This window comes from Amycolatopsis sp. NPDC005961 (assembly GCF_040629235.1).
GTDB classification, from domain to species: Bacteria; Actinomycetota; Actinomycetes; order Mycobacteriales; family Pseudonocardiaceae; genus Amycolatopsis; species Amycolatopsis camponoti.
The window spans coordinates 1-20,201 of the sequence record NZ_JBEXVF010000044.1; the positions used below are offsets into that span (position 1 = coordinate 1).

Consider the following 20,201-nt stretch of genomic DNA (forward strand, 5'->3'; position numbering starts at 1 on the left):
CGGCTCGCGTGCGGGCCATCCGCATGTCAGGACCTACGGCGTGTGCACACGACGCCCACCGTTCCCTACGATGGGGTGGGAAGGTGGCGCCGACCACGGCGGCCGCCACGGGAAAACCTGCCCGGGACCGGCCTGGGCGCACTCTTGATCAGCTAGTGAGGTCGACCGGATGGTGCTGAACCGCCTGCTCCGCGCGGGTGAGGGCAAGATGGTGAAGCGGCTGCGCAACATCGCCGATCACATCAACACCCTCGAAGACGACGTCAAGGACCTGACCGACGCCGAGCTGCGGGCCAAGACCGAGGAGTTCCGCAAGCGGAACGGCGACGGCGAGTCGCTGGACGACCTGCTGCCGGAGGCCTTCGCGGTCGTCCGGGAGGCGGCCAAGCGGGTGCTCGGCCAGCGCCACTTCGACGTCCAGCTCATGGGCGGCGCGGCCCTGCACCTCGGCCAGGTCGCCGAGATGAAGACCGGGGAGGGCAAGACGCTCACCTGCGTCCTCCCGGCCTACCTCAACGCCATCCCCGGCAAGGGCGTCCACGTCGTCACGACGAACGACTACCTGGCCAAGCGCGACTCGGAGTGGATGGGCCGCATCCACCGGTTCCTCGGCCTCGAGGTCGGCGTCATCCTCTCGGAGCAGCAGCCGGAGGTCCGGCGCGCCCAGTACAACGCCGACATCACCTACGGCACGAACAACGAGTTCGGCTTCGACTACCTGCGCGACAACATGGCGTGGAGCCTCGACGACTGCGTGCAGCGCGGGCACAACTTCGCCATCGTCGACGAGGTGGACTCGATCCTCATCGACGAGGCCCGGACGCCGCTGATCATCTCGGGCCCGGCGGACCAGTCGTCGCGCTGGTACGTCGAGTTCGCCCGGCTCGCGCCGCTGATGCAGGGCATCGACACCACCACGATGGGCTCGCGCGAGCGCACCGAGAAGACCAACCTGATCAACTCGAAGTACCACTACGAGGTCGACCAGCGGAAGCGCACCGTCGCCGTCACCGAAAAGGGCGTCCGGTTCGTCGAGGACCAGCTCGGCATCGAGAACCTGTACGAGGCCGCGAACACCCCGCTGGTCGGGTACCTGAACAACGCGCTGAAGGTCCAGGAGCTCTTCCACCGGGACAAGGACTACATCGTCCGCAACGGCGAAGTCATGATCGTCGACGAGTTCACCGGGCGCATCCTGGCCGGCCGCCGCTACAACGAGGGCATGCACCAGGCGATCGAGGCCAAGGAAAAGGTCGAGATCAAGGCCGAGAACCAGACCCTGGCGACGATCACGCTGCAGAACTTCTTCCGTCTCTACAAGAAGCTCGCCGGCATGACCGGTACGGCCGAGACCGAGGCCGCCGAGTTCCACCAGACCTACAAGCTGGGTGTGGTGCCGATCCCGACGAACCGGCCGATGGTCCGCGCCGACCAGCCCGACCTGATCTACAAGACCGAGGACGCGAAGTACGAGGCCGTCGCCGAGGACATCGCCGAGCGGCACGAGAAGGGCCAGCCGGTCCTGGTCGGCACGACGAGCGTCGAGAAGTCCGAGCGGCTGTCGAAGCTGCTGGTGAAGCTGAGCGTCCCGCACGAGGTGCTGAACGCGAAGCACCACGACCGGGAGGCGCTGATCGTCGCCCGCGCCGGCCAGAAGGGCGCCGTCACGGTCGCCACGAACATGGCGGGCCGCGGTACCGACATCGTGCTCGGCGGCAACCCCGACCTGATCGCCGACCACGTGCTGCGCGAGCGCGGCTTGGACCCGGTCGAGCACTCCGAGGAGTACGAGGCCGCGTGGCCCGAGGTCCTCGAGCAGGTCAAGGAGGAGTCGAAGGCCGAAGCCGAGGAGGTCCGCGAGGCCGGCGGCCTGTACGTGCTGGGCACCGAGCGGCACGAGTCGCGCCGCATCGACAACCAGCTCCGCGGCCGGTCGGGCCGCCAGGGCGACCCCGGCGAGTCCCGCTTCTACCTGTCGCTCGGTGACGAGCTCATGCGCCGCTTCAACGCGACGATGGTCGAGCGCGTCATGACGACCATGCGGCTGCCCGACGACGTGCCGATCGAGCACAAGATGGTCTCCAAGGCCATCAAGAGCGCGCAGACCCAGGTCGAGCAGATCAACATGGAGCAGCGCAAGGACGTCCTCAAGTACGACGAGGTCATGAACGAGCAGCGCAAGGTGATCTACGCCGAGCGCCACCGCGTGCTCGCCGGCGAGAACATGCGCGAGCAGATCGAGGGCATGCTCGTGGACGTCGTCAACGCCTATGTGGACGGCGCGACCTCCAACGGCTACGCCGAGGACTGGGACCACGAGAAGCTGTGGACCGCGCTCAAGCAGCTCTACCCGGTCAGCATCGACTGGGACGACCTGATGGAGGACGGCGACCTCGACGCTCAGGGCCTGCGTGACGCCCTGGTGCAGGACGCCCGCAACGCCTACGACAAGCGCGAAGCGGAGATCAACGCGCTCGTCGGCCCGGACGGCATGCGGACCCTGGAGCACCAGGTGATGCTGACGGTCCTCGACCGCAAGTGGCGCGAGCACCTCTACGAGATGGACTACCTCAAGCAGGGCATCGGCATGCGGGCGCTCGCGCAGCGCGACCCGCTGATCGAGTACCAGCGCGAGGGCTTCGACATGTTCCGCGCGATGCTCGACTCGCTGAAGGAGGAGGCCGTCGGCTTCCTGTTCAACCTCCAGGTCGAGCGGGCCGAGGCGCCCCCGGCCGAAGAGGCCGCCGCGCTGCCCACGGGCGTCGCTTCGGGCAACGGCCAGGCGGCGGAGGGCCGGCACGCGCGGCCGGCGCCGCCGCAGCCGCCGACGACCGACACCGAGTCCGTCCCGGCCGCGCTGCGCGGCAAGGGCCTCGGCGGCGGTGGCCAGCAGTCGGGTGTGACGCTGTCCGGCCCTGGCGAGGACGGCGAGGTCGAGTCGCACGCCGACGGCGGGGCGCAGGCCGCGGGCGGTGGCGGCGGGGGGACCCGCCGGGACCGCCGGGCCGCCCAGCGCGACGCCCAGAAGAAGGGCAAGAAGGGCCCGCGTCGCTGACGAGGTTTTCCGGGGCCGGGGTGCACGCGCACCCCGGCCCCGTTCTTGCGCGAGGGGAGAAGCCGGTGGACCCGCAGGAGTTCTTCGCGTTGTTCGGCGCCGGTCGGCGGCCGGATCCGTACCCGCACTACCGCCGGTGGCGTGAGCGCTACCCCGTCGCCGAACTGGCCGAGCGGATGTTCGCGGTCAGCGGCCTCGCCGAGGCGACGCAGGTGCTGCGCGACCCGGCCTTCGGGCACCCCGAACCGGAGTACCTGGATCCGGCGGACCGGCTTCCGGACCAGCCGGTCGACGAATCGGGACGCGTGGTCCGGGCGTTCCTGTCGCTGAACCCGCCCGACCACACGCGGTTGCGGCGGCTGGTGGCGAAGGCGTTCACGCCGCGGATGGTCGAGCGGCTGACGCCGCGGATCGAGGAGATCACCGCGTCGCTCGTCGACCGCGCGCCGGCCGGGTTCGACCTGATGACGTCGCTGGCGAAGCCGTTGCCGGTCGAGGTGATCGCGGAGCTGCTCGGCGTGCCGCTGGACGACCGCGAGCGCTTCGCGGAGTGGTCGCACGCGATGGCGCGGGCGCTGGACCCGCCGTTCCTGCAGCACCCGGACTCGGTCGAGCCCGCGGTCCGGGCGCGGCAGTCGTTCGTCCGCTACTTCCGTTCGCTGGCGCAGGAGCGGCGGCGCGAGCCGGGGGAGGACCTGCTGTCGGCGCTGGTGGCGGTGTCGGACGCGGGCGACGTGCTCAGCGAGGGCGAGCTGCTGGTGACGCTCACGCTCCTGCTGATCGCCGGCCACGAGACGACGACGAACCTGATCGGCAACGGAGTCCTGGCGCTGCTGCGCCACGACGGCGTGGGGGCGGCGGCTCCCGAGCGGGTGGTGGAGGAGACGCTGCGCTACGACTCCCCGGTCCAGCTGACGGCCCGCACAGCGTTGCGCGACACGGCTTTGGGCGAGGTGAAGGTCCCGGCGGGCAGCCAGGCGATAGTCCTGATCGGAGCGGCCAACCGCGACCCGTCGACGGGCGGCAACGTGTTCGACCCGTCCCGGACGCCGGGCCGGCACCTGGCGTTCGGCCAGGGGATCCACTTCTGCCTCGGAGCCCCGCTGGCGAGGCTGGAGGGCCGCATCGTGTTCCGGGAGCTGGCACGCCGGCTGCCGAAGCTGAGGCTGGCGGGCGATCCCGAGTGGAATGCGACGACGACCTTGCGCGGCTTGGCGACGCTCCCGGTCGTGGCCTCTTAGGACCGAGGGGAAGCCGCGGCCGCCGCGGTCGGCCTCGCTGGGTCGGCGCATCTCGGGTCGCGCCGGCTCGGCCGCGGCCGAACCGGGCGCCGGAAGTCTTGGGTGAGTCCTCCGACGCTCGGCTCGCGGCAACCATCCGCACCGGCCGACCGGCTGCACTGGCCGACCGGCTGCACTGGCCGACCGGGCCTGACCGGCTGTACCGGCCGACCGGCTGCATCGGCCGACCGGCCTGGCCGGCGGCACCGGCCGACCGGCTGCGTTGGTCGGTGCCGCCGGACCGCTGGTGCCGCCCGGCTCGACTGACCCCGGCGGGCGCCCGGCCGCGCCGTCGCAGGCGGTGCGCGGGCAGCGTGCGCCCCGCTCACGCCGCCGCCTGCCGGCGCGCCTGCTGGTCCGGACGGCCCGGCTTCAGCAGCGCGAAACGCACGCACTGCCAGCCCGCCGGGGTCCGGGTGAAGCGGGCCGCCAGCGCGACCGACCGGCCTGCCACCTCCACCCGGGCGCACGCCTCGATCACCCCCGCCACCGGGGTGCACACGTGGACCCGGCGCATCCGGTGGCGCGGCCCCGCTCGGTGCGGCCCGCTGAGGCCGGCGAAGACCTCCGGCCCCACCAGCCCGCGGATCTGCGGGACCGGCCGCCGTCCGTCGTACGCCTCCAGCAGCATGTTCAGCACGCGGTGGACCTCGCTCGCTTCGAGCTGCCTCGGCACCGGCAACCGGGCGTCGCCGCGCCGGTGTTCTCGGCGGGGCATCGCCGGCGGCCGTTCGGCCCGGCGCGGCACTTCGGTGTGGACCAGCGTTCTCACGCTGTGTTCCTCGGACATTTCCTCCCCTCCCGGGCACGGCATTTCGCCGTCGCCGCCGCTTAGAGGTGGGAACCGGCCGGAAAGGCGACGGGAATCGCCCGATTCGGGAAAGAACCGCCGAAGCGATGGATTCGCCGACACCGGTGCGGTAGGCGCGAGCCGTTGTTGCGCTATGCGAGACAACGCGTCGGCGCCCCGGCTATGGTGTGCCGGGTGCTGAAGGGGTTATTGGTCGATTTCGCCGGAGTTCTCACGGATCCCGACGCCGGCCGCTTCTACGACTACCTGGTGGCCGCGCGCGAGCGAGGGGTCCGCACCGCGCTGCTGTCGAACGCCCCCGGGGCGTCGGCCGAGGTCAAGAACACGATGTTCGACTATTTCGACGCACTCGTGTTTTCCGGCGAGGTGGGGGTCGCCAAACCGGATCCGGCCGTCTACCTGATCGCGGCCGACCAGCTCGGCCTGCCCGCCGTGCGCTGCGCGTTCGTCGACGACTCCGCCGCGAACATCCGCGGCGCCGTCCAGGCGGGCATGGTCGGCGTGCACCACCGGTCGGTCGAGGAAACGCTCACCGAGCTCGACGCGCTGTTCCCGGACGGGTGAGCGTCACCGCGCGCGGCGGACCAGTTCGAATGACAGGACCGCCGCCGCGGCTGAGACATTCAGCGACTCGACGTCACCCGGCATGGGAATGGACACCCATTCCGTGACGAGCTCGCCGACTTCGGCGCCGACTCCGCCCGTCTCGCCGCCGAGCACGAACGCGGCGCGCTGCGGCAGGTCGACGTCGAAAACCGTGGTGGGAGCCGACGCACCAAGCGCATAAAGGCCGTAGCCGGCTTCGGTGAGCATTTCGGCGGCATCGCGCGCGGAACCGCACCGCAGCACCGGCGCGCGAAAGGCGACGCCGGCCGAAGCCTTGACCACCAGCGGGTCGAGGGCCGCGACGCCGCGGCGCGGCACGATCACGCCGTCGAGCCCGGCGGCCGTCGCCGTGCGCAGGATCATCCCGACGTTCGCGGGCGTGGTGATGCCGTCGAGCAGCAGTACGCGCGACGGCGGGCGACGGTCCGAAAGCGCCGCTTCGAGCGCGCGCATCCGCGGCGCGACGACGTCGGCGAGCACGCCCTGGTCCTGCTTGCCGTTGCCCGCGAGCACCTTGACCCGGTGGGCGCTGGCGCGCTGCACGACCACGCCCGCGTCCTTCGCCGCGCGCTGGATCTCCGCCGCGCCGGGGCCGCGAGCGGTGTCGGCGAGGATCACCTTGTCCACGCGCAGGCCGCCGTCGGCCAGCGCTTCGAGCACCGGCTTCCGGCCGTAGACGGTCAGGAAGCGGTCTTTCGGCGAGACAGTCGACTCATCACCCACACCCGGCAGTCTCGCACTGTGTAAGGATCGGCTCATGCCCGACCGCCTGTCCGCGCTGGACGCCTCGTTCCTCTACGTCGAGGACCACGCGACGCCGATGCACGTCGGCGGGGTGGCGATCTTCGAGCGGCCGCGCTCCGGGTTCACCTACGCGCAGCTGCTCGACCTCGTCGGGGCGCGACTGGCGTACCTGCCGCGCTACCGCCAGCGCGTGGCGGAGGTGCCCGGCCACCTCGCGCGGCCGGTGTGGGTGGACGACGTCGACTTCGACCTGAACTACCACGTCCGGCGCTCGGCGCTGCCCCAGCCGGGCAGCGACGAGCAGCTGTTCGACCTGGTCGCGCGCCTGATGTCGCGGCGGCTGGCGCCGGAGCGGCCGCTCTGGGAGGCGTACTTCATCGAGGGGCTGTCCGGTGACCGGGTGGCGCTGGTGACGAAGACTCATCAGTCCGTTGTGGACGGTGTCGGCACGATCGAGCTCGGCCAGCTCATCCTCGACCCGACGCCGGCCGAGCCGGAGCCGTTCGAGGACATCTGGACGCCGCGGCGCGAGCCGAGCCGCGCGCAGCTGGTGCTGGACGCGGTCAGCGAGGGTGTCCAGCGGCCGGGCGAGGTCGTGGAGAACGTCCGGTCGGCGGCGAACGACGCGTTCGCGGCGGCGGGCAAGTTCGCCGAGACCGTCGGCGGAGTGGCGTCGACGCTGCGCACGCTGGTGAAGCCGGCGCCGACCGGGCCGCTGAACGTCCGGGTGTCCGGCGGGCGCGTGTTCTCGGTGGTGCGCACGCGGCTCGAGGACTTCCGCAAGATCCGCGCGGCCCACGGCGGCACGGTCAACGACGTCGTCCTCGCGGCCATCACGGGCGCCCTGCGCGAGTGGCTGCTGTCGCGCGAGGAGTCGCTGACGCCGAACGCGACGATCCGCGCGCTGGTCCCGCTGGCGGTCCGCGACGCCGAGACGGCGGAGTACTCGACGCCGGCCCTGGTCGGCAACCAGGTGGCCGCGTACCTGGTGGACCTGCCGGTCGGCGAGCCCAACCCGGTGCTGCGGCTGCAGCACATCGGCCACGCGATGACCGAGCACCTGGACTCGGGCCGCCCGGTGGCGGCGCGCGGGTTGCTCAAGGTGGGCGGCTTCGCCCCGGCTACCCTGCACTCCCTGGGGGCGCGCGCGGCGGGGTCGCTGTCCGGGCGCATCTTCAACGTCATGGTGACCAACTCGCCGGGCCCGCAGGTGCCGATGTACGCGGGAGAGGCCAGACTGGTCGAGATGTTCCCGGTGATGCCGCTGATGCGCACCCAGGCGCTGGCGATCGGGGTGACGTCGTACCACGGCGGCGTCTACTTCGGACTGAACGGCGACCGCAAGGCCGCGTTCGACGTCGACCTCGTGGCCGGGATGATCGAAGAGTCCGTGGAAGAGCTGAAGGGTGCGCACTGGTGAGGGTCTATCTGCCTGCGACCATCGCGATGCTTCGCGACCTCGAATCCTCGGGGGAGTTCCGCGCCCGCAGCGGAACGGCGTTCGCGTTGACGCCGGCCTTGCGCGAGGCGTATTCGAGCGGGTCGGACGAAGAGCTGGAGTACGCGGCCCTGCTGGACGCGGCCCGCGCTTCGCTGCGGCTGATCGCGGCGGAGGAGAAGGGCGAGCCACGCCGGGTGGTGATTTCGGCGGACGTCGAGGGCTTGACGCTGCGCCCGGACCTGGACGCCCCGGTGGTCCGCATCGGCGGCCCGATCCCGCTGTCGGCGGTGGCGGCGATCCACGTGGACGCCCCGGAGGCGGCCGACGCGGTCTCGGCGGCCGCGGCGGTGATCGACGCGGCAGACCTGGGCGACCCGGACGCGGAGTTCACCCTGGGGGACGCCGAGGACCACGAATTGGCTTGGTACGCGCCGCAGGAACTGCCGTTCTTGCTGGAGCTTCTCTGAGTTGTCCACAGGTGGGATGACCTGTGGACAACCGGTGGATTCCGGTCTGGGTGGTCGGGGGTGGCCGATAGACTGGGTTCGGGGACGCCCCCCAGGGAAGGGCGGGGGCTGTCCGGTGGGCGGGGCTGTCCGGTGGGGCGGAGCCGAAGGGGCGGTTTCGGCGGAGCTGCGGGTGAGCGAGCCACCGCGACTTTGCCGCCGCTGATCGCTCTCCCCAGGCAGAACGCCTACCCCACCTCGCCCGCAGGCGGCGCCTGAACATCCACCGGAACTCCCCACTCGCTGTACCGGGTAGTGATCCGAGCCTCCCCACCCTGCAGAATCGGCGAAAGATCCAGCACGACCTGCAAAGGCCGATGCCCCTCATCCAGCCACAGCTCCACCGGGAACTTCCCGCCGAGCCGCCCAGCCGAATCCGCGGACAGCCCCGCCGGCAAATCCGCCCCCAGCCGGGCCAAGTCCAGCTCCACCCGGTAGTGCTCCGCCGCCACTCCGTCCAGCTTTCCGTGCTCTGACGAGACGATCGAACCCGCCGTCCGGATCTCGCCCAGGGTGTGCGCCGGGTCGTTCTGGGTCGTCAGCTGGGCCAGGCTTCCGCCCAGGACCTGGGAAAACGGGTCGGTCCCCGCCGCCGTGACCACTACCCACGGCTTGCCCGTGCCGACCTCGTCGCGGGATCCCTCCGGGACCTTCGCGTACAGCTTGCCGGCCACCAGCCGCAGCTCCATCGGCTCGCCGATAAAGTCGGTCGTCATCACCTGGGACGTCCCGCCCGCGCCGAACCGCGCCTGGCCCTGGCCCTTCGAACGGACCTGGCCCACCGCGACGTCCGTGGTGAACTTCGCCGAGCCGCCGCTCGTCGTGGCCGCCGTGGCGGCGTCGGCCAGCGCTCGCGCGTCGGTGAACGCCGGTGGTGACGGCGGCGAAGAACACGAGCCCAGCAAGAACCCGAACAGCAGCACGACGGCGGCTTTGCGCATGGCGCCAACAAAAACACAGCGGCTCCCCCGAACCCGTTCGGGGGAGCCGCTGCTACTGAGAGTCTTCGGTCAGCGACCGGCCTTCTTCATCAGCTCGCCGAGGTCGACGACCTGGTCGGCCGGCGGGGCCGACACGTCGACCTGGGTGCCCCAGTCGCTGTACTTCATCGTGAACTTCGCGTCGCCCGCGGGCACGCCCATCGCCTGCATCATCGGGCCCTGGTCCATGGTGACCTGCACCGGCAGGTTGTCCTTGTTCAGCCACAGCTCGGCCGGGATCTTGATGTCCTTGCCTTTGAGCATCTCGGCGACCTTGTCGCGGGTCGCGGCCGGGAGCTGGCCGGTGAACTGGTCGACCGCCTTGGCGACGTCCAGCTCGACCTTGTAGTGGTTGACCTGCTCGCCGTTCAGCTCGGTCTGGTCGGACGAGATGATCCGGCCCGCCTTCGAGATCTGGTCGAGCATCTTGCTCGGGTCGCTCTGCTCGGCCGACTGCGTCAGCGACGCGCCCATCGCCTGCGAGACGGGGTCGGTGCCGTCGGCCGAGATCTTGGCCCACGACTTGTCGGTGCCCATCTGCTTCTGCTGCTCGGCGGGCAGCTTGATGTACATGACCTTGTCGACCATGCGCATCTCGGTGGTCTCACCGGCCGCGGTGCTGGTCATCGAGAACTTGGTGTTCGCGCCGTCGATGGCCATCGCGCCGGTCGCGCTGATGGTCTGGCCGGCGGCGGAGCCCTCCATGGTGAACTTCGCCGACTTGGACTTCTCGGTGCCCTGCTTGGACGCCGACGCCAGCTGGATCGCGTCGGTGAACGGCGAAGCGAGCAGCCCGCCGCCGTTGGCCTGCGGCTGGTTGCCCGCGCCGGCCGGCGCGGCGGTGCCGGAGGTGCTGCACGCCGTCAACGTCAGCACCAGTGCGGCGCCCGCCGCGACCAGGGTGGTCTTGCGCATCGAATTCCCCTCAGATCTCGGAACTTCCGCTCGGAATATCGCCCGAACGGGCGAATGGTTACCGATGTGACGGTGACGATCCGAGTTCGGTTCCCGGTTGTCTCAAGCGTCTGTGACGCGAGTCACTTCGTGGCCCCCGCGGGACTGCAGCAGCCGCCGCAGCGACGCGAGCCGCTCGGCGCCGGCCCGGCCCTCGGTGACGACGTCGTCGAGCGCGCAGTCCGGGTCCTCGGGCGGCCCGAGGTGCCCGCAGCCCGACGGGCACTCCTCGGCGGCTTCGGCGAACTCCTCGAAGGCGTCGACGATGTCGTCCGCGGTGACGTGGGCCAGGCCGAAAGACCGGACGCCCGGGGTGTCGATCACCCAGCCGCCGTCCGGCAGCGGCAGCGCCACCGCGGCGACGGACGTGTGCCGCCCCTTCCCGACTCCGCTCACCACGCCGACGGCCAGGTCGGCGTTCGGGACCAGGCGGTTGACCAATGTCGACTTGCCGACACCGGAGTGTCCGACCAGGGCCGTCACCCGGTCCTTCAGCATCTCGGCGAGGCCTTCGGGAGTTTCGTCGAAGCGGCTGACGATCGCCGGGATGTCGAGGCCCGCGTAGCCCGCGAGGAGCTCGTCCGGGCTGGCCAGGTCGGCCTTCGTCAGACACAGCACCGGCTCGACGCCGCCGGCGTAGCAAGCGACGATGCAGCGGTCGATGAAGCCGGTCCGCGGCGGCGGGTCGGCGAGCGCCGTGACGATCAGCAGGCGTTCCGCGTTGGCGACGACCAGCCGCTCGAACGGGTCGGTGTCGTCGGCCGTGCGCAGGAGGGAGCTGGTGCGCTCGTCGACGCGGATGATGCGCGCGAGGGTGTCCGGCTTGCCGGAGACGTCGCCGACGATCCCGACCCGGTCGCCGACGACCACCGGGGTCCGGCCCATCTCACGGGCTCGCATCGCGGTGATCACCTGCCCGGGATCGGCGTCGATCGCGCAGGTCCAGCGGCCGCGGTCCTTGCCGATGACCATGGCGTTGACCGCGTCGGCGTGCTCGGGACGGCGCTTGCTGCGAGGCCGGGTGCCCTTGCCGGGACGCACGCGGACGTCGGACTCGTCCAGCTTGCTCCAGTCGTTGCGCGCCAAACCCGTCGTCCTCTCGTGCACCGGTGCCCACCCGAATGATCCCACGTCGCTCGCCAGGGCCCTGGCCTGCGTGTAACGATGGCGTCGAAGATGTATCCGGCGGGCGAGGAGGTTGGTCATGTGCGGCCGCTACGCCGCCACGAAGGACCCGGCGAAACTGATCGAGGAGTTCGAGGCGATCGACCTCACCGAGGGGCACGCGCGCGCCGACCACAACGTCGCGCCGACGAAGAACGTCGTCACGGTCGTGCAGCGCCACCCTCGTGACGACGAAGGCCAGGTCCTCGAGGACGAGCCCGCCGTGCGTTCGCTGCGGATGATGAAGTGGGGCCTGGTGCCGTTCTGGGCGAAGGACCCGTCGGTCGGCTCGCGGATGATCAACACGCGCGCCGAGACGGCCGCCGAGAAGCCCGCCTTCCGCCGCGCGCTGGTGTCCCGCCGCTGCCTGGTGCCCGCCGACGGCTGGTTCGAGTGGCGCCGCACCGGCAAGGAGAAGGAGCCGTTCTACATGACGGAGCCGGACGGCTCCTCGATCGCGTTCGGCGGGATCTGGGAGAGCTGGCACCCGAAGGACGACAAGGACGCGGCGCCGCTGATCACGTTCTCGATCATCACGACCGACGCCGCGGGCCAGCTCACCGACGTCCACCACCGGATGCCGCTGATCGTGCCCAGGTCCCATTGGGACGGCTGGCTCGACCCGGACCGCGAGGACGTCAAGGACCTGCTGGTGCCGACGCCCGACGACATCGTGGCGTCGCTGGAGCTGCGGCCGATCTCGACCCTGGTCAACAACGTCCGCAACAACGGGCCCGAGCTGCTGGAGCGGGTCGATCCGGCGCAAGAGGGCGCCCTGTTCGACGCGCCGAAGTCATGACCGCCCTCGCGATCGAAACCGCGTACGGCCCGGCCCGGGTCTACCTGCACTGCGCCGAGGAGGGCGTGGCGGTGCTCATGCTCGGCCACGGCGCGGGCGGCGGCCTGGGCGCGAAGGACCTGGTCGCGGTGACACGGGCGGCGCAGACGGCCGGCGTGCACGTGGCGCTGGTCGAGCAGCCGTACCGGGTGGCGGGCCGCCGCGCGCCGGCCCCGGCGAACCAGCTGGACACGGCGTGGCTGACGATCGCGGACGAGCTGTCGGAGCGCTTCGACGCGCTGCCCCTGGTGTTCGGCGGCCGTTCGTCGGGGGCCCGGGTGGCCTGCCGGACGGCGTCGGCCGGGCAGGCGGTTGCGGTGCTGTGCCTGGCGTTCCCGGAGCACCCGCCGGGCAAGCCGGAGAAGACGCGCCAGCCGGAGCTGGACGCGGTGGAGGTGCCGGTCCTGGTGGTGCAGGGGGAGCGGGACCCGTTCGGCCGCCCGAAGGCGGGACCGCACCACGAGATCGTGATGGTCGACGGCGACCACAGCCTGTCGAAGGACCTGGAGACGGTGTCCAGGGCGGCGACGGAGTGGCTGTCCCGGGTGCTGCGTCCGCTGGCCTGAACCCGCTGGTCAGGCCGCGATCGGCGCCACCACCGCCGCCGTGAGCCGGATCAGCTCGCCCGGCGCCAGCTCGACTTCGAGGCCCCGGCGTCCGGCCGAACAGAACACCGTCTCGAACGTCGGAGCCGAGGCGTCGATCACCACCGGCAGCCGGCTCCGGTGGCCCAACGGTGAGATCCCGCCCAGCACGTACCCCGTGGCCCGCTGGGCCGCCGCCGGGTCCGCCATCTTCGCCTTCTTGCCCCCGGCCGCGGCCGCCAGCGCCTTGAGATCCAGTTGCCCGGTGACCGGGACCACGCCCACCACCAGACGGCCGTCCACCTCGGCGACCAGCGTCTTGAACACCCGGGCGCGCTCCAGGCCCAGCGCCTCCACCGCCTCCAGGCCGTACGACTCCGCTCGCGGGTCGTGGTCGTACGCGTGCAGTGTGTGCGCCACTTTCTGCTTCCCCAGCAGCGCCGTCGCCGGGGTGCCCTTGCCAGCCATGGGCCGGAGTCTAGGGAATGCCCGCACCCCCCGATCGGTTGTACGGGACGTGACACCAACCCTCGCCACCACACGCTCTCGCAGCCGCCGCCGCCCTGAGGCACCGGCGAACCGCGGTGTGCCCGGCCCCCGCGTAAACTCGACGTCGCCGTATGCGCGCACGCGCATCGACGCCGAGCGGGAAGGGAACGGTTTGCCGAGCACGCAGAACCCAGCGTCGGAAGAAGCGACCGAGGCCGAGCGCGCCGAGCGCTTCGAGCGGGACGCGATGCCACTGCTCGACCAGCTGTACTCGGCCGCGATGCGGATGACGCGCAACCCCGCTGACGCCGAGGACCTGGTCCAGGAGACCTACCTGAAGGCGTATGCCGCTTTCGCGTCCTTCAAGGCGGGCACGAACCTCAAGGCGTGGATGTACCGCATCCTCACCAACACCTACATCAACGGCTACCGCAAGCGGCAGCGGCAGCCCGTGCAGCAGCCCACCGAGGAAATCACCGACTGGCAGATCGCCAAGGCGGAGAGTCACACCTCCGTGGGGCTGCGTTCGGCCGAGGTCGAGGCGATGGACAACCTGCCCGACACCGACGTGAAGGCCGCCCTGCAGAAGCTGCCCGAGGAGTTCCGGTTGGCCGTCTACCTGGCCGACGTCGAGGGCTTCGCGTACAAGGAGATCGCCGAGATCATGGACACGCCCATCGGCACCGTGATGTCCCGCCTGCACCGAGGCCGCGCCCAGCTGCGCGACCTGCTCGCCGACGTCGCGCGTGAGCGCGGCTTCATCCGGGGGGCCAAGGAAGAGGTGGCCGGGCGATGAACGACATGTGCGAAGGCGCTTCGGACAAGGTCCGCTGCGAAGAGGCGCTCGCCGACATCTACCTGCTGCTCGACCGCGAGTGCAGTGCCGAGCGGGATGCCGCGTTGCGCGCCCACATCGAGGACTGCCCGCCGTGCCTCGAGGAGTACGGCATCGACGAGCACCTCAAGCAGCTGCTGGCCCGCAAGTGTGGCGGTGACCACGCCCCGGCCGAGCTGAAGAGCCGGCTGCGGGCGTCGATCCGCCAGACCGTCGCCACCCGCGGTGGCGTCACGGTCGAGCGCACCGAGGTCACCATCGAGCAGCGGTCCGAATAGCACCCGAGCACGACAAAGGCCCCCGCGCAGGTGTGCGGGGGCCTTTTGCGTGCCGACGCCGGGTTCAGGAGTTGGGCTTACCGCCGTGGTTCGCGCTGTTCTTCTTCCGGCTGCGACGCTTGCGGGCGCGCTTCGACATGTTCACTCCTCGTCGTCAAAGCTGGTCAACCTCTCAAGTGTGTCATGACGTCCCGTTCTGGTTGGATGGGGTGGCCGGGCGAGCGCGAGGAGGGGTGCCGGATGGCCGAGATCAGGGCCGAAATGGTCGGCACCGTGCTGCAGGTCGTCGCCGAGCCGGGCGCCACGCTGAGCGCCGGTGACACCGTGCTGATCCTGGAGTCGATGAAGATGGAGCTGCCCGCCGTGAGCGCGAAGGCGGGCACGCTGACCAGCCTCGCCGTGGCGAAGGGCGACCGCGTCCAGCAGGGCGACGTCCTCGGGACGGTCGAGTAACCGTGTCGACGCTCGCCGAACTGCTCGCCGACAACACCGGCCTCCCCGGGGAGGCCGCGGACCACCTGCAGACCGTCGTCGCGGAGTGGCAGCTGCTGGCCGACCTGTCCTTCGCGGACTTCCTGCTCTGGGTCCCGGTGACCGAGGAACTGCAGCCGGACGGCGGCGACTTCGTCTGCGTCGCGCACGCGCGGCCGACGACGGCGCCCACCGCGCACCCCGAGGACGTCGTCGGCACCCGGTTCACCGTGGAGGAGCACCCGCAGCTGGCGAAGGCCATGCGCGAGGCGCGGATCTGCCGTGAAGAGGACCCGCACTGGTACCGCGACCTGCCGATGCGGCGCGAGGCGATCCCGGTGCGGTTCCACGACGACGTCGTCGCCGTGATGAGCCGCGAGACGAACCTCGCCGCACCTCGGGTGCCTTCGCCGCTGGAGATCGCGTACCTGGGCAGTGCCGGCGACCTGTGCCAGATGATCGTCGACGGCACGTTCCCGCCGAGCGGCACCAACGCGACCGACACGCACACCTCGCCGCGGGTGGGTGACGGGCTGATCCGGCTGGATTCGAGCGGCACCGTCGTGTTCGCCAGCCCGAACGGCCTGTCCGCCTACCACCGGATGGGGCACGAGTCCGACCTGGTCGGCACCCGCCTGGCGCCGCTGACGCGGTCGCTGATCCGCGACCCGTTCGACGCGACCGAGGTGTCCCACCGGATCATCGAGGCGCTCGACGGGAAGCCGTCGAGCCGCACGGAGGCCGATTCGCGGCGCGGCGCGGTGGTGCTGTTCCGCGCGCTGCCGCTGCGGCCGGCCGGGCAGGCGGCGGGCGCGCTGGTGCTGGTCCGCGACGTCACCGAGGTCAAGCGCCGCGACCGGGCGCTGCTGTCGAAGGACGCGACGATCCGGGAGATCCACCACCGGGTGAAGAACAACCTGCAGACGGTGGCCGCGCTGCTGCGCCTGCAGTCCCGGCGGACGTCGTCGGAGGAGGCGCGGCTCGCGCTGGCGGAGTCGGTGCGCCGGGTGACGTCGATCGCGCTGGTGCACGAGGCGCTGTCGATCTCGGTGGACGAGCGCGTCGACCTCGACAAGCTGCTCGACAACGTGCTCCCGATGGTCGGCGAGGTCGCCACGGCGGAGTCGCAGGTCGGGCTGAAGCGGAAGGGCTCGTTCGGGGTGGTGGTCGCGGAGATCGCGACGCCGCTGGTGATGGTGCTGGCCGAGCTGGTGCAGAACGCCATCGAGCACGCGTTCCCGGCGGGCCGGTCGGGCAAGGTCGAGCTGATCGTGGAGCGCTCGGCCCGCTGGCTCGACGTCGTGATCCGCGACAACGGGCGCGGCCTGCCGGCCGGGTTCTCGCTGGAGCGTTCCGACGGCCTCGGCCTGCAGATCGTGCGGACGCTGGTGGAGTCCGAGCTGCGCGGCTCGCTGTCGCTGCGGAAGGTGCACGCCGAGACGTCGTCCACCCGGGTGACAGGCACGGAAGCCGCGCTGCGCATCCCTCTTTCGAGGCGCTTGTAGACCGTCCTGTTTGGACTTGATCACCGCCGGGCATACCCGTCTCGGTGGACGTGATCGGGTGCGGATCGCGGGAGGGAACCGGGGGCGGGGAACCAGGAAACGTTGAAGGCCCGGCACGTGGTGCTCGTGTGCCGGGCCGTTCAACGTTTTTCGAGGACTTGAAGTCCTGGTGAGGTTTCAGCACACCCGTCGTAGGGCGGTTTCACCTCGGTTGTTAAACTTGAGCTGGGTAGGTATCACCCCAGACGGCGTGGGCACGAAAAATGCCCGCCGGGTGATTTTTCCTACTCGGCTCGGTGGATCTTGGTGAAATCAGGCGTTGGTACGCGTGCCAATGTGCGTACGGCGGCGCTTGAGCGCGCGTCGCTCGTCTTCGCTCATTCCGCCCCACACGCCGGCGTCCTGGCCGCTGGCCAGAGCCCAGGCCAAGCAGTCGGAAGCGACGGTGCAGCGGTGGCACACGGCCTTCGCCTGAGCTACCTGCGACAGAGCAGGACCGCTGGTTCCCACCGGGAAGAACAGCTCGGGGTCCTCGTCTCGGCAGGCCGCGTCGTGGCGCCAGTCCATGTTCGTGAGCTCCTTCATAGGGCGCGGGAGGGCCGCGCCACAGTCGTCAATGGCGGTCGTGTTCTTGGGTGCTTGTGAATGCTTTCACGAAGCACCGCGTTCGACAAGGGTTTCTTGAAGATCGGTGAGTCAGGTCACCCGGCCGAGCGACCCCTCTGACCTGCGGTTTCTCTCCGAAACAGCCGCCCGAAGGGAAGGCTGATGCGCTGAGTGGAGCTTCTGCGTCGACGAACGGCAGATTGCACTTTGCCGCAGGCGATCAGCGGTCCCGTCGTCACACGATTACCGTGAGTGCACTGGGGACACTGAAGAATTCCACTCGGGTCCGCTGGCCGACGAGGTCGCCGTCCACCTGGAAGTTTACCGGTTCAGCAGCGTCGATGCGGATCATCGGCACGTCGTCGTGACGCACGAGACGTTTCCCTTTTTGGTTGCTCTTCGTAGCCAAAGCACGCCGTACATGCTTGAACACCGTGGGCAACCCCAGACCGTTCAACGCGAACAGACCCAATCCCGTCTCGAACGAGCAACCCGGGTTGAGGTGGATCGGACGCTGGCCCAGGTAGCTCCACGGATCGGTGTTCGACACGAAAGCGGTCAGCGCTTCGGTGGGCTCTTCACCCGGGACGCGGATGGTGAGGGCCGGCCGGCCCAGCGGCGGCCGGAAGTAGGAGCGGACGGCGGCCCTCATGTAGAGGCCCGCGGTCGTCTGCTTGCCCCGGCGCTTCGCCACGCGGCCGACGACGTCGGCGTCCCAGCCGAGCCCGGAGTTGAAGGTGAACCAGTGGCCGTCGGCCAGGCCGAGCCCGACCCGGCGTGAGCGGTCGTTCTCCAGCGCGTGGAGCAGCTGGTGGGTGGCTTCGACCGGGTCCGAGGAGATGCCGAGGGCGCGCGCGAACACGTTGGCCGAGCCGCCGGGGACGACGCCGAGCGCGGGGACGCGCCCGATCTGGGTCGGGTCGCCGTCGGAATCGGCCAGGAGACCGTTGACGACCTCGTTGACCGTGCCGTCGCCGCCGTGCGCCACGACCAGGTCGATCCCGTCCCGCGCGGCCGAGCGCGCGACGGCCATGGCGTGCCCGCGGTAGTCCGTTTCGACCACGTCGAGCTTGACCTGGCTGGCGAGCGCGTGCGCCAGGACGTCCCGGCCACCGGCGGTGGTCGAGGTGGCCTGGGGGTTCACGACGAGGATTGCGCGCACTACCGCAGGGTAGGTGACGCTCACCGCCCCGAGAACCTCTCGACGGCGCAAGGTGACCGGAAGCACCGGTCGTGGCGACGCTCCGAACCGCACCTGTGACCCTGTGCCGGGCGGCCCTCCTTCGTGTGACGAGTGTCCGCTCGTCGTGACAAGTGCACCCGGGCCGACCGCCCGCTCATCGACGACACCTGAATTCTCAGCGCCCGGGCGGTCCCGCGAAAACGGCCGACCGGGTGGCATACGATCGAATCAGCTCACGCACGGTGACCCGCCCTGGTCGAGTCCACTGTGCTCCCGCGAAAAAGACCTCCGGAAGGCTGCCGCAGTGAAGCTCTCGCCCGCTCCCCGTGAGGTCCGGCTGGCCGGCGTGGTCACCGCGGTGCCGTCGCTCGCCCTGCTGGTGTTCGGGGTGGTGGTGCTGGTGAACGGCCTGGGCTCGCCCGCGCAGCCGGGCAACAACGTCTACGTCGAGTCGGGGACGTTCATCGTGGTGGCGCTGGCGTTCCTGGCCGCGTCGGGCGGGCTGGTCCTGGGGCAGACGTGGGCGCGTTCGCCGGGGGTGGTGATCGCGCTGATCGTGGTCGGCCTGGGCTGGTACCTGCTCGGACCGTCCGGCGAGCCCGCGTGGGGCGTGCCGATCGCGTTGTTCGGCATCGCGACGCTGGTGCTGCTGTTCCGCGCCCCGTCCCGGGCCTGGGCCTTGGGCCTGCGTGAAGGCGAGACGGAGACGGAAGCCGCCGAACGCGGCGGGCTGGCCGGCCGCCGCGCCGAGCGCGAGGGCCACGAAGAGGACTGAGCTACGCCTGGGCGGCCAGCGCCTTCAGGGGCTCGTCGGTGAGGCGGTTGACCGTCCACTCGTCCATCGGGACCGCGCCGAGGGCCTTGTAGAACTCCGTCGCCGGGTTCCAGTCCAGGACCGACCACTCGAGCCGCGCGTAGCCGTTCGCGACGCACTCCGCGGCCAGCGCCGCCAGCAGGGCCTTGCCCAGGCCGGACCCGCGGTGGGACGGCAGGACGAACAGGTCCTCCAGGTAGATCCCGTGCACGCCGCGCCAGGTCGAGTAGTTGAGGAACCACACCGCGAAGCCGGCGATCTCGCCGTCCACTTCGGCCACGTGCCCGAACAGCTTCGGCGCTTCGCCGAACAGCGCCTCGTGCAGCTGTGGAGCCGTCAGGTGGCACTCGTCCGGGGCACGCTCGTAGTCGGCCAGCGCGTACGCCAGGCCGACGGCGGCCTCGACGTCGTCGGGCCGGATCCGGCGGATGCGGTCGTCGGGCACGTCAGTCCTCCAGTGCGGGCGGCAGGTTGAGGTGTTCGATCTGGGGTTCGCCGCGCTCGTCGCCGAGCACCGCGATGCCGGCCGCGTCGAGTCCGAAGTGGACGCCCGCGGTGGCGGGCAGGCCGATCCAGCGGGCCACCAGCACGCGGCTGAAGTGGCCGTGGCCGACCAGGATCACGTCGCCGGCTTCGATGTCTTTCCGGGCGCGCGCCAGCACGCGGTCCGCGCGGTCGGAGACCTGCGCGGCGCTTTCGCCGCCGGGGATCGGGTGGGTCCACACGGTCCAGCCCGGCACGGTCTTGCGGATCTCCGGCGTGGTGATGCCCTCGTACTCGCCGTAGTCCCATTCGGACAGGTCCTCGGTGACTTCGTCGACGCGCAGGCCGGCCAGCGCGGCCGTCCGCAGCGCCCGGGTCCGCGGGCTCGACAGCACGAGCGACGGCCCGCCCAGGAGGCGCCGGAGCGTGCCGCCCGCGGCCAGCGCCTGTCCCTCACCGGCCGGCGTCAGCGGGATGTCGGTGCGGCCGGTGTGCCGCCCGTTCACCGACCATTCGGTCTGGCCGTGCCGGAGGAGGAAGAGACGGTTCGCCACACGGGCGAATATATCCGGCG

General features: G+C 70.9%; 22 protein-coding genes. 12 read left to right on the plus strand and 10 right to left on the minus strand.

All coding sequences use genetic code 11. The annotated features are described in order from the left end of the window. The first annotated feature begins 169 nt into the window (after positions 1-169). Both secA and ABZ342_RS31640 read left to right on the plus strand, forming a co-directional pair. Positions 170-3,055 (plus strand): preprotein translocase subunit SecA, encoded by a 2,886-nt coding sequence (gene secA / locus ABZ342_RS31635; RefSeq protein WP_360480669.1) that lies wholly within the window; start codon positions 170-172, stop codon positions 3,053-3,055. A 65-nt stretch (positions 3,056-3,120) separates the two neighbouring features. Continuing rightward, positions 3,121-4,296, plus strand: a complete 1,176-nt coding sequence (locus ABZ342_RS31640; protein WP_360480672.1) for a cytochrome P450 — start codon at positions 3,121-3,123, stop codon at positions 4,294-4,296. Positions 4,297-4,660: 364 nt separating this feature from the next. Here the strand turns inward: ABZ342_RS31640 and ABZ342_RS31645 are convergent, their stop codons facing one another. Continuing rightward, a complete protein-coding gene (locus ABZ342_RS31645; RefSeq protein WP_360480675.1) occupies positions 4,661-5,107 on the minus strand; it encodes an Rv3235 family protein in 447 nt (148 codons plus the stop codon). A 228-nt stretch (positions 5,108-5,335) separates the two neighbouring features. Here ABZ342_RS31645 and ABZ342_RS31650 point away from each other — a divergent pair, with 228 nt between their 5' ends. Then, positions 5,336-5,710, plus strand: a complete 375-nt coding sequence (locus ABZ342_RS31650) for an HAD-IA family hydrolase (RefSeq protein ID WP_155544228.1) — start codon at positions 5,336-5,338, stop codon at positions 5,708-5,710. 3 nt (positions 5,711-5,713) lie between these two features. On the opposite strand, the gene ABZ342_RS31655 is transcribed toward ABZ342_RS31650, so the two are convergent. After that, the gene (locus tag ABZ342_RS31655; protein ID WP_360480678.1) at positions 5,714-6,475 is read right to left on the minus strand and encodes an RNA methyltransferase; all 762 of its coding nucleotides are present in this window, start codon (positions 6,473-6,475) and stop codon (positions 5,714-5,716) included. A 34-nt stretch (positions 6,476-6,509) separates the two neighbouring features. Here ABZ342_RS31655 and ABZ342_RS31660 point away from each other — a divergent pair, with 34 nt between their 5' ends. Further along, positions 6,510-7,916 carry a wax ester/triacylglycerol synthase family O-acyltransferase gene (locus ABZ342_RS31660; RefSeq protein WP_360480681.1) on the plus strand — a complete coding sequence of 469 codons (1,407 nt, stop codon included), beginning with the start codon at positions 6,510-6,512 and terminating at the stop codon, positions 7,914-7,916. After that, the gene (locus ABZ342_RS31665; RefSeq protein WP_155541111.1) at positions 7,913-8,404 is read left to right on the plus strand and encodes a hypothetical protein; all 492 of its coding nucleotides are present in this window, start codon (positions 7,913-7,915) and stop codon (positions 8,402-8,404) included. Before ABZ342_RS31660 ends, ABZ342_RS31665 begins: the two co-directional genes overlap by 4 nt. A gap of 227 nt (positions 8,405-8,631) precedes the next feature. On the opposite strand, the gene ABZ342_RS31670 is transcribed toward ABZ342_RS31665, so the two are convergent. The 3 genes from ABZ342_RS31670 to rsgA form a co-directional block, all read right to left on the minus strand. Next, positions 8,632-9,384, minus strand: coding sequence for a hypothetical protein (locus ABZ342_RS31670; protein ID WP_155541112.1), 753 nt, complete (start codon positions 9,382-9,384; stop codon positions 8,632-8,634). A 69-nt stretch (positions 9,385-9,453) separates the two neighbouring features. Further along, on the minus strand, positions 9,454-10,338 hold the full coding sequence (locus tag ABZ342_RS31675; protein ID WP_360480685.1) for a hypothetical protein: 885 nt from the start codon (positions 10,336-10,338) through the stop codon (positions 9,454-9,456). Between the two features lie 102 nt (positions 10,339-10,440). Next, the gene (gene rsgA, locus ABZ342_RS31680) at positions 10,441-11,463 is read right to left on the minus strand and encodes a ribosome small subunit-dependent GTPase A (RefSeq protein WP_155544229.1); all 1,023 of its coding nucleotides are present in this window, start codon (positions 11,461-11,463) and stop codon (positions 10,441-10,443) included. 118 nt (positions 11,464-11,581) lie between these two features. On the opposite strand from rsgA, the gene ABZ342_RS31685 reads away from it, so the two are divergent. Together ABZ342_RS31685 and ABZ342_RS31690 are read left to right on the plus strand one after the other, a co-directional pair. Then, positions 11,582-12,340, plus strand: coding sequence for an SOS response-associated peptidase (locus tag ABZ342_RS31685; RefSeq protein WP_155541114.1), 759 nt, complete (start codon positions 11,582-11,584; stop codon positions 12,338-12,340). Continuing rightward, a complete protein-coding gene (locus ABZ342_RS31690) occupies positions 12,337-12,945 on the plus strand; it encodes an alpha/beta family hydrolase (protein WP_155541115.1) in 609 nt (202 codons plus the stop codon). The genes ABZ342_RS31685 and ABZ342_RS31690 overlap by 4 nt, the downstream gene beginning before the upstream one ends. A 9-nt stretch (positions 12,946-12,954) precedes the next feature. On the opposite strand, the gene ybaK is transcribed toward ABZ342_RS31690, so the two are convergent. After that, complete coding sequence (ybaK, locus tag ABZ342_RS31695) at positions 12,955-13,431, minus strand: Cys-tRNA(Pro) deacylase (RefSeq protein WP_155541116.1); 477 nt, start codon at positions 13,429-13,431, stop codon at positions 12,955-12,957. Between the two features lie 193 nt (positions 13,432-13,624). Here ybaK and ABZ342_RS31700 point away from each other — a divergent pair, with 193 nt between their 5' ends. The 4 genes from ABZ342_RS31700 to ABZ342_RS31715 all read left to right on the plus strand — a co-directional run bounded on the left by ABZ342_RS31700 (position 13,625) and on the right by ABZ342_RS31715 (position 16,541). Then, positions 13,625-14,248, plus strand: a complete 624-nt coding sequence (locus ABZ342_RS31700) for a sigma-70 family RNA polymerase sigma factor (protein WP_155541117.1) — start codon at positions 13,625-13,627, stop codon at positions 14,246-14,248. Further along, positions 14,245-14,565, plus strand: coding sequence for a mycothiol system anti-sigma-R factor (gene rsrA / locus ABZ342_RS31705; RefSeq protein ID WP_155541118.1), 321 nt, complete (start codon positions 14,245-14,247; stop codon positions 14,563-14,565). The genes ABZ342_RS31700 and rsrA overlap by 4 nt, the downstream gene beginning before the upstream one ends. Positions 14,566-14,805: 240 nt before the next feature. Next, complete coding sequence (locus ABZ342_RS31710; protein ID WP_360480691.1) at positions 14,806-15,018, plus strand: biotin/lipoyl-binding carrier protein; 213 nt, start codon at positions 14,806-14,808, stop codon at positions 15,016-15,018. A gap of 2 nt (positions 15,019-15,020) precedes the next feature. After that, the gene (locus ABZ342_RS31715) at positions 15,021-16,541 is read left to right on the plus strand and encodes a PAS domain-containing sensor histidine kinase (RefSeq protein ID WP_155541120.1); all 1,521 of its coding nucleotides are present in this window, start codon (positions 15,021-15,023) and stop codon (positions 16,539-16,541) included. Between the two features lie 312 nt (positions 16,542-16,853). Here the strand turns inward: ABZ342_RS31715 and ABZ342_RS31720 are convergent, their stop codons facing one another. Next, entirely contained in the window at positions 16,854-17,108 is a 255-nt protein-coding gene (locus tag ABZ342_RS31720) for a WhiB family transcriptional regulator (protein WP_072481920.1), read from the minus strand. Between the two features lie 274 nt (positions 17,109-17,382). After that, positions 17,383-18,309 carry a diacylglycerol kinase family protein gene (locus tag ABZ342_RS31725; RefSeq protein WP_360480695.1) on the minus strand — a complete coding sequence of 309 codons (927 nt, stop codon included), beginning with the start codon at positions 18,307-18,309 and terminating at the stop codon, positions 17,383-17,385. A 325-nt stretch (positions 18,310-18,634) separates the two neighbouring features. On the opposite strand from ABZ342_RS31725, the gene ABZ342_RS31730 reads away from it, so the two are divergent. Next, positions 18,635-19,105, plus strand: coding sequence for a hypothetical protein (locus ABZ342_RS31730; RefSeq protein ID WP_155541122.1), 471 nt, complete (start codon positions 18,635-18,637; stop codon positions 19,103-19,105). A 1-nt stretch (position 19,106) separates the two neighbouring features. Here the strand turns inward: ABZ342_RS31730 and ABZ342_RS31735 are convergent, their stop codons facing one another. After that, positions 19,107-19,589 carry a GNAT family N-acetyltransferase gene (locus tag ABZ342_RS31735; protein ID WP_360480699.1) on the minus strand — a complete coding sequence of 161 codons (483 nt, stop codon included), beginning with the start codon at positions 19,587-19,589 and terminating at the stop codon, positions 19,107-19,109. A gap of 1 nt (position 19,590) precedes the next feature. Then, positions 19,591-20,181, minus strand: a complete 591-nt coding sequence (locus ABZ342_RS31740; protein WP_360480702.1) for an acid phosphatase — start codon at positions 20,179-20,181, stop codon at positions 19,591-19,593. Positions 20,182-20,201: the final 20 nt, after the last annotated feature.

Excerpts from the sequence above, each read along its gene's own strand:
- ABZ342_RS31675 (WP_360480685.1), bottom strand. The coding sequence starts at position 10,338 with ATGCGCAAGACCACCCTGGTCGCGGCGGGCGCCGCACTGGTGCTGACG.
- ABZ342_RS31685 (WP_155541114.1), top strand. The coding sequence starts at position 11,582 with ATGTGCGGCCGCTACGCCGCCACGAAGGACCCGGCGAAACTGATCGAG.
- ybaK (WP_155541116.1), bottom strand. The coding sequence starts at position 13,431 with ATGGCTGGCAAGGGCACCCCGGCGACGGCGCTGCTGGGGAAGCAGAAA.
- ABZ342_RS31660 (WP_360480681.1), top strand. The coding sequence starts at position 6,510 with ATGCCCGACCGCCTGTCCGCGCTGGACGCCTCGTTCCTCTACGTCGAG.
- rsrA (WP_155541118.1), top strand. The coding sequence starts at position 14,245 with ATGAACGACATGTGCGAAGGCGCTTCGGACAAGGTCCGCTGCGAAGAG.
- ABZ342_RS31710 (WP_360480691.1), top strand. The coding sequence starts at position 14,806 with ATGGCCGAGATCAGGGCCGAAATGGTCGGCACCGTGCTGCAGGTCGTC.
- ABZ342_RS31690 (WP_155541115.1), top strand. The coding sequence starts at position 12,337 with ATGACCGCCCTCGCGATCGAAACCGCGTACGGCCCGGCCCGGGTCTAC.
- ABZ342_RS31720 (WP_072481920.1), bottom strand. The coding sequence starts at position 17,108 with ATGGACTGGCGCCACGACGCGGCCTGCCGAGACGAGGACCCCGAGCTG.
- ABZ342_RS31670 (WP_155541112.1), bottom strand. The coding sequence starts at position 9,384 with ATGCGCAAAGCCGCCGTCGTGCTGCTGTTCGGGTTCTTGCTGGGCTCG.
- secA (WP_360480669.1), top strand. The coding sequence starts at position 170 with ATGGTGCTGAACCGCCTGCTCCGCGCGGGTGAGGGCAAGATGGTGAAG.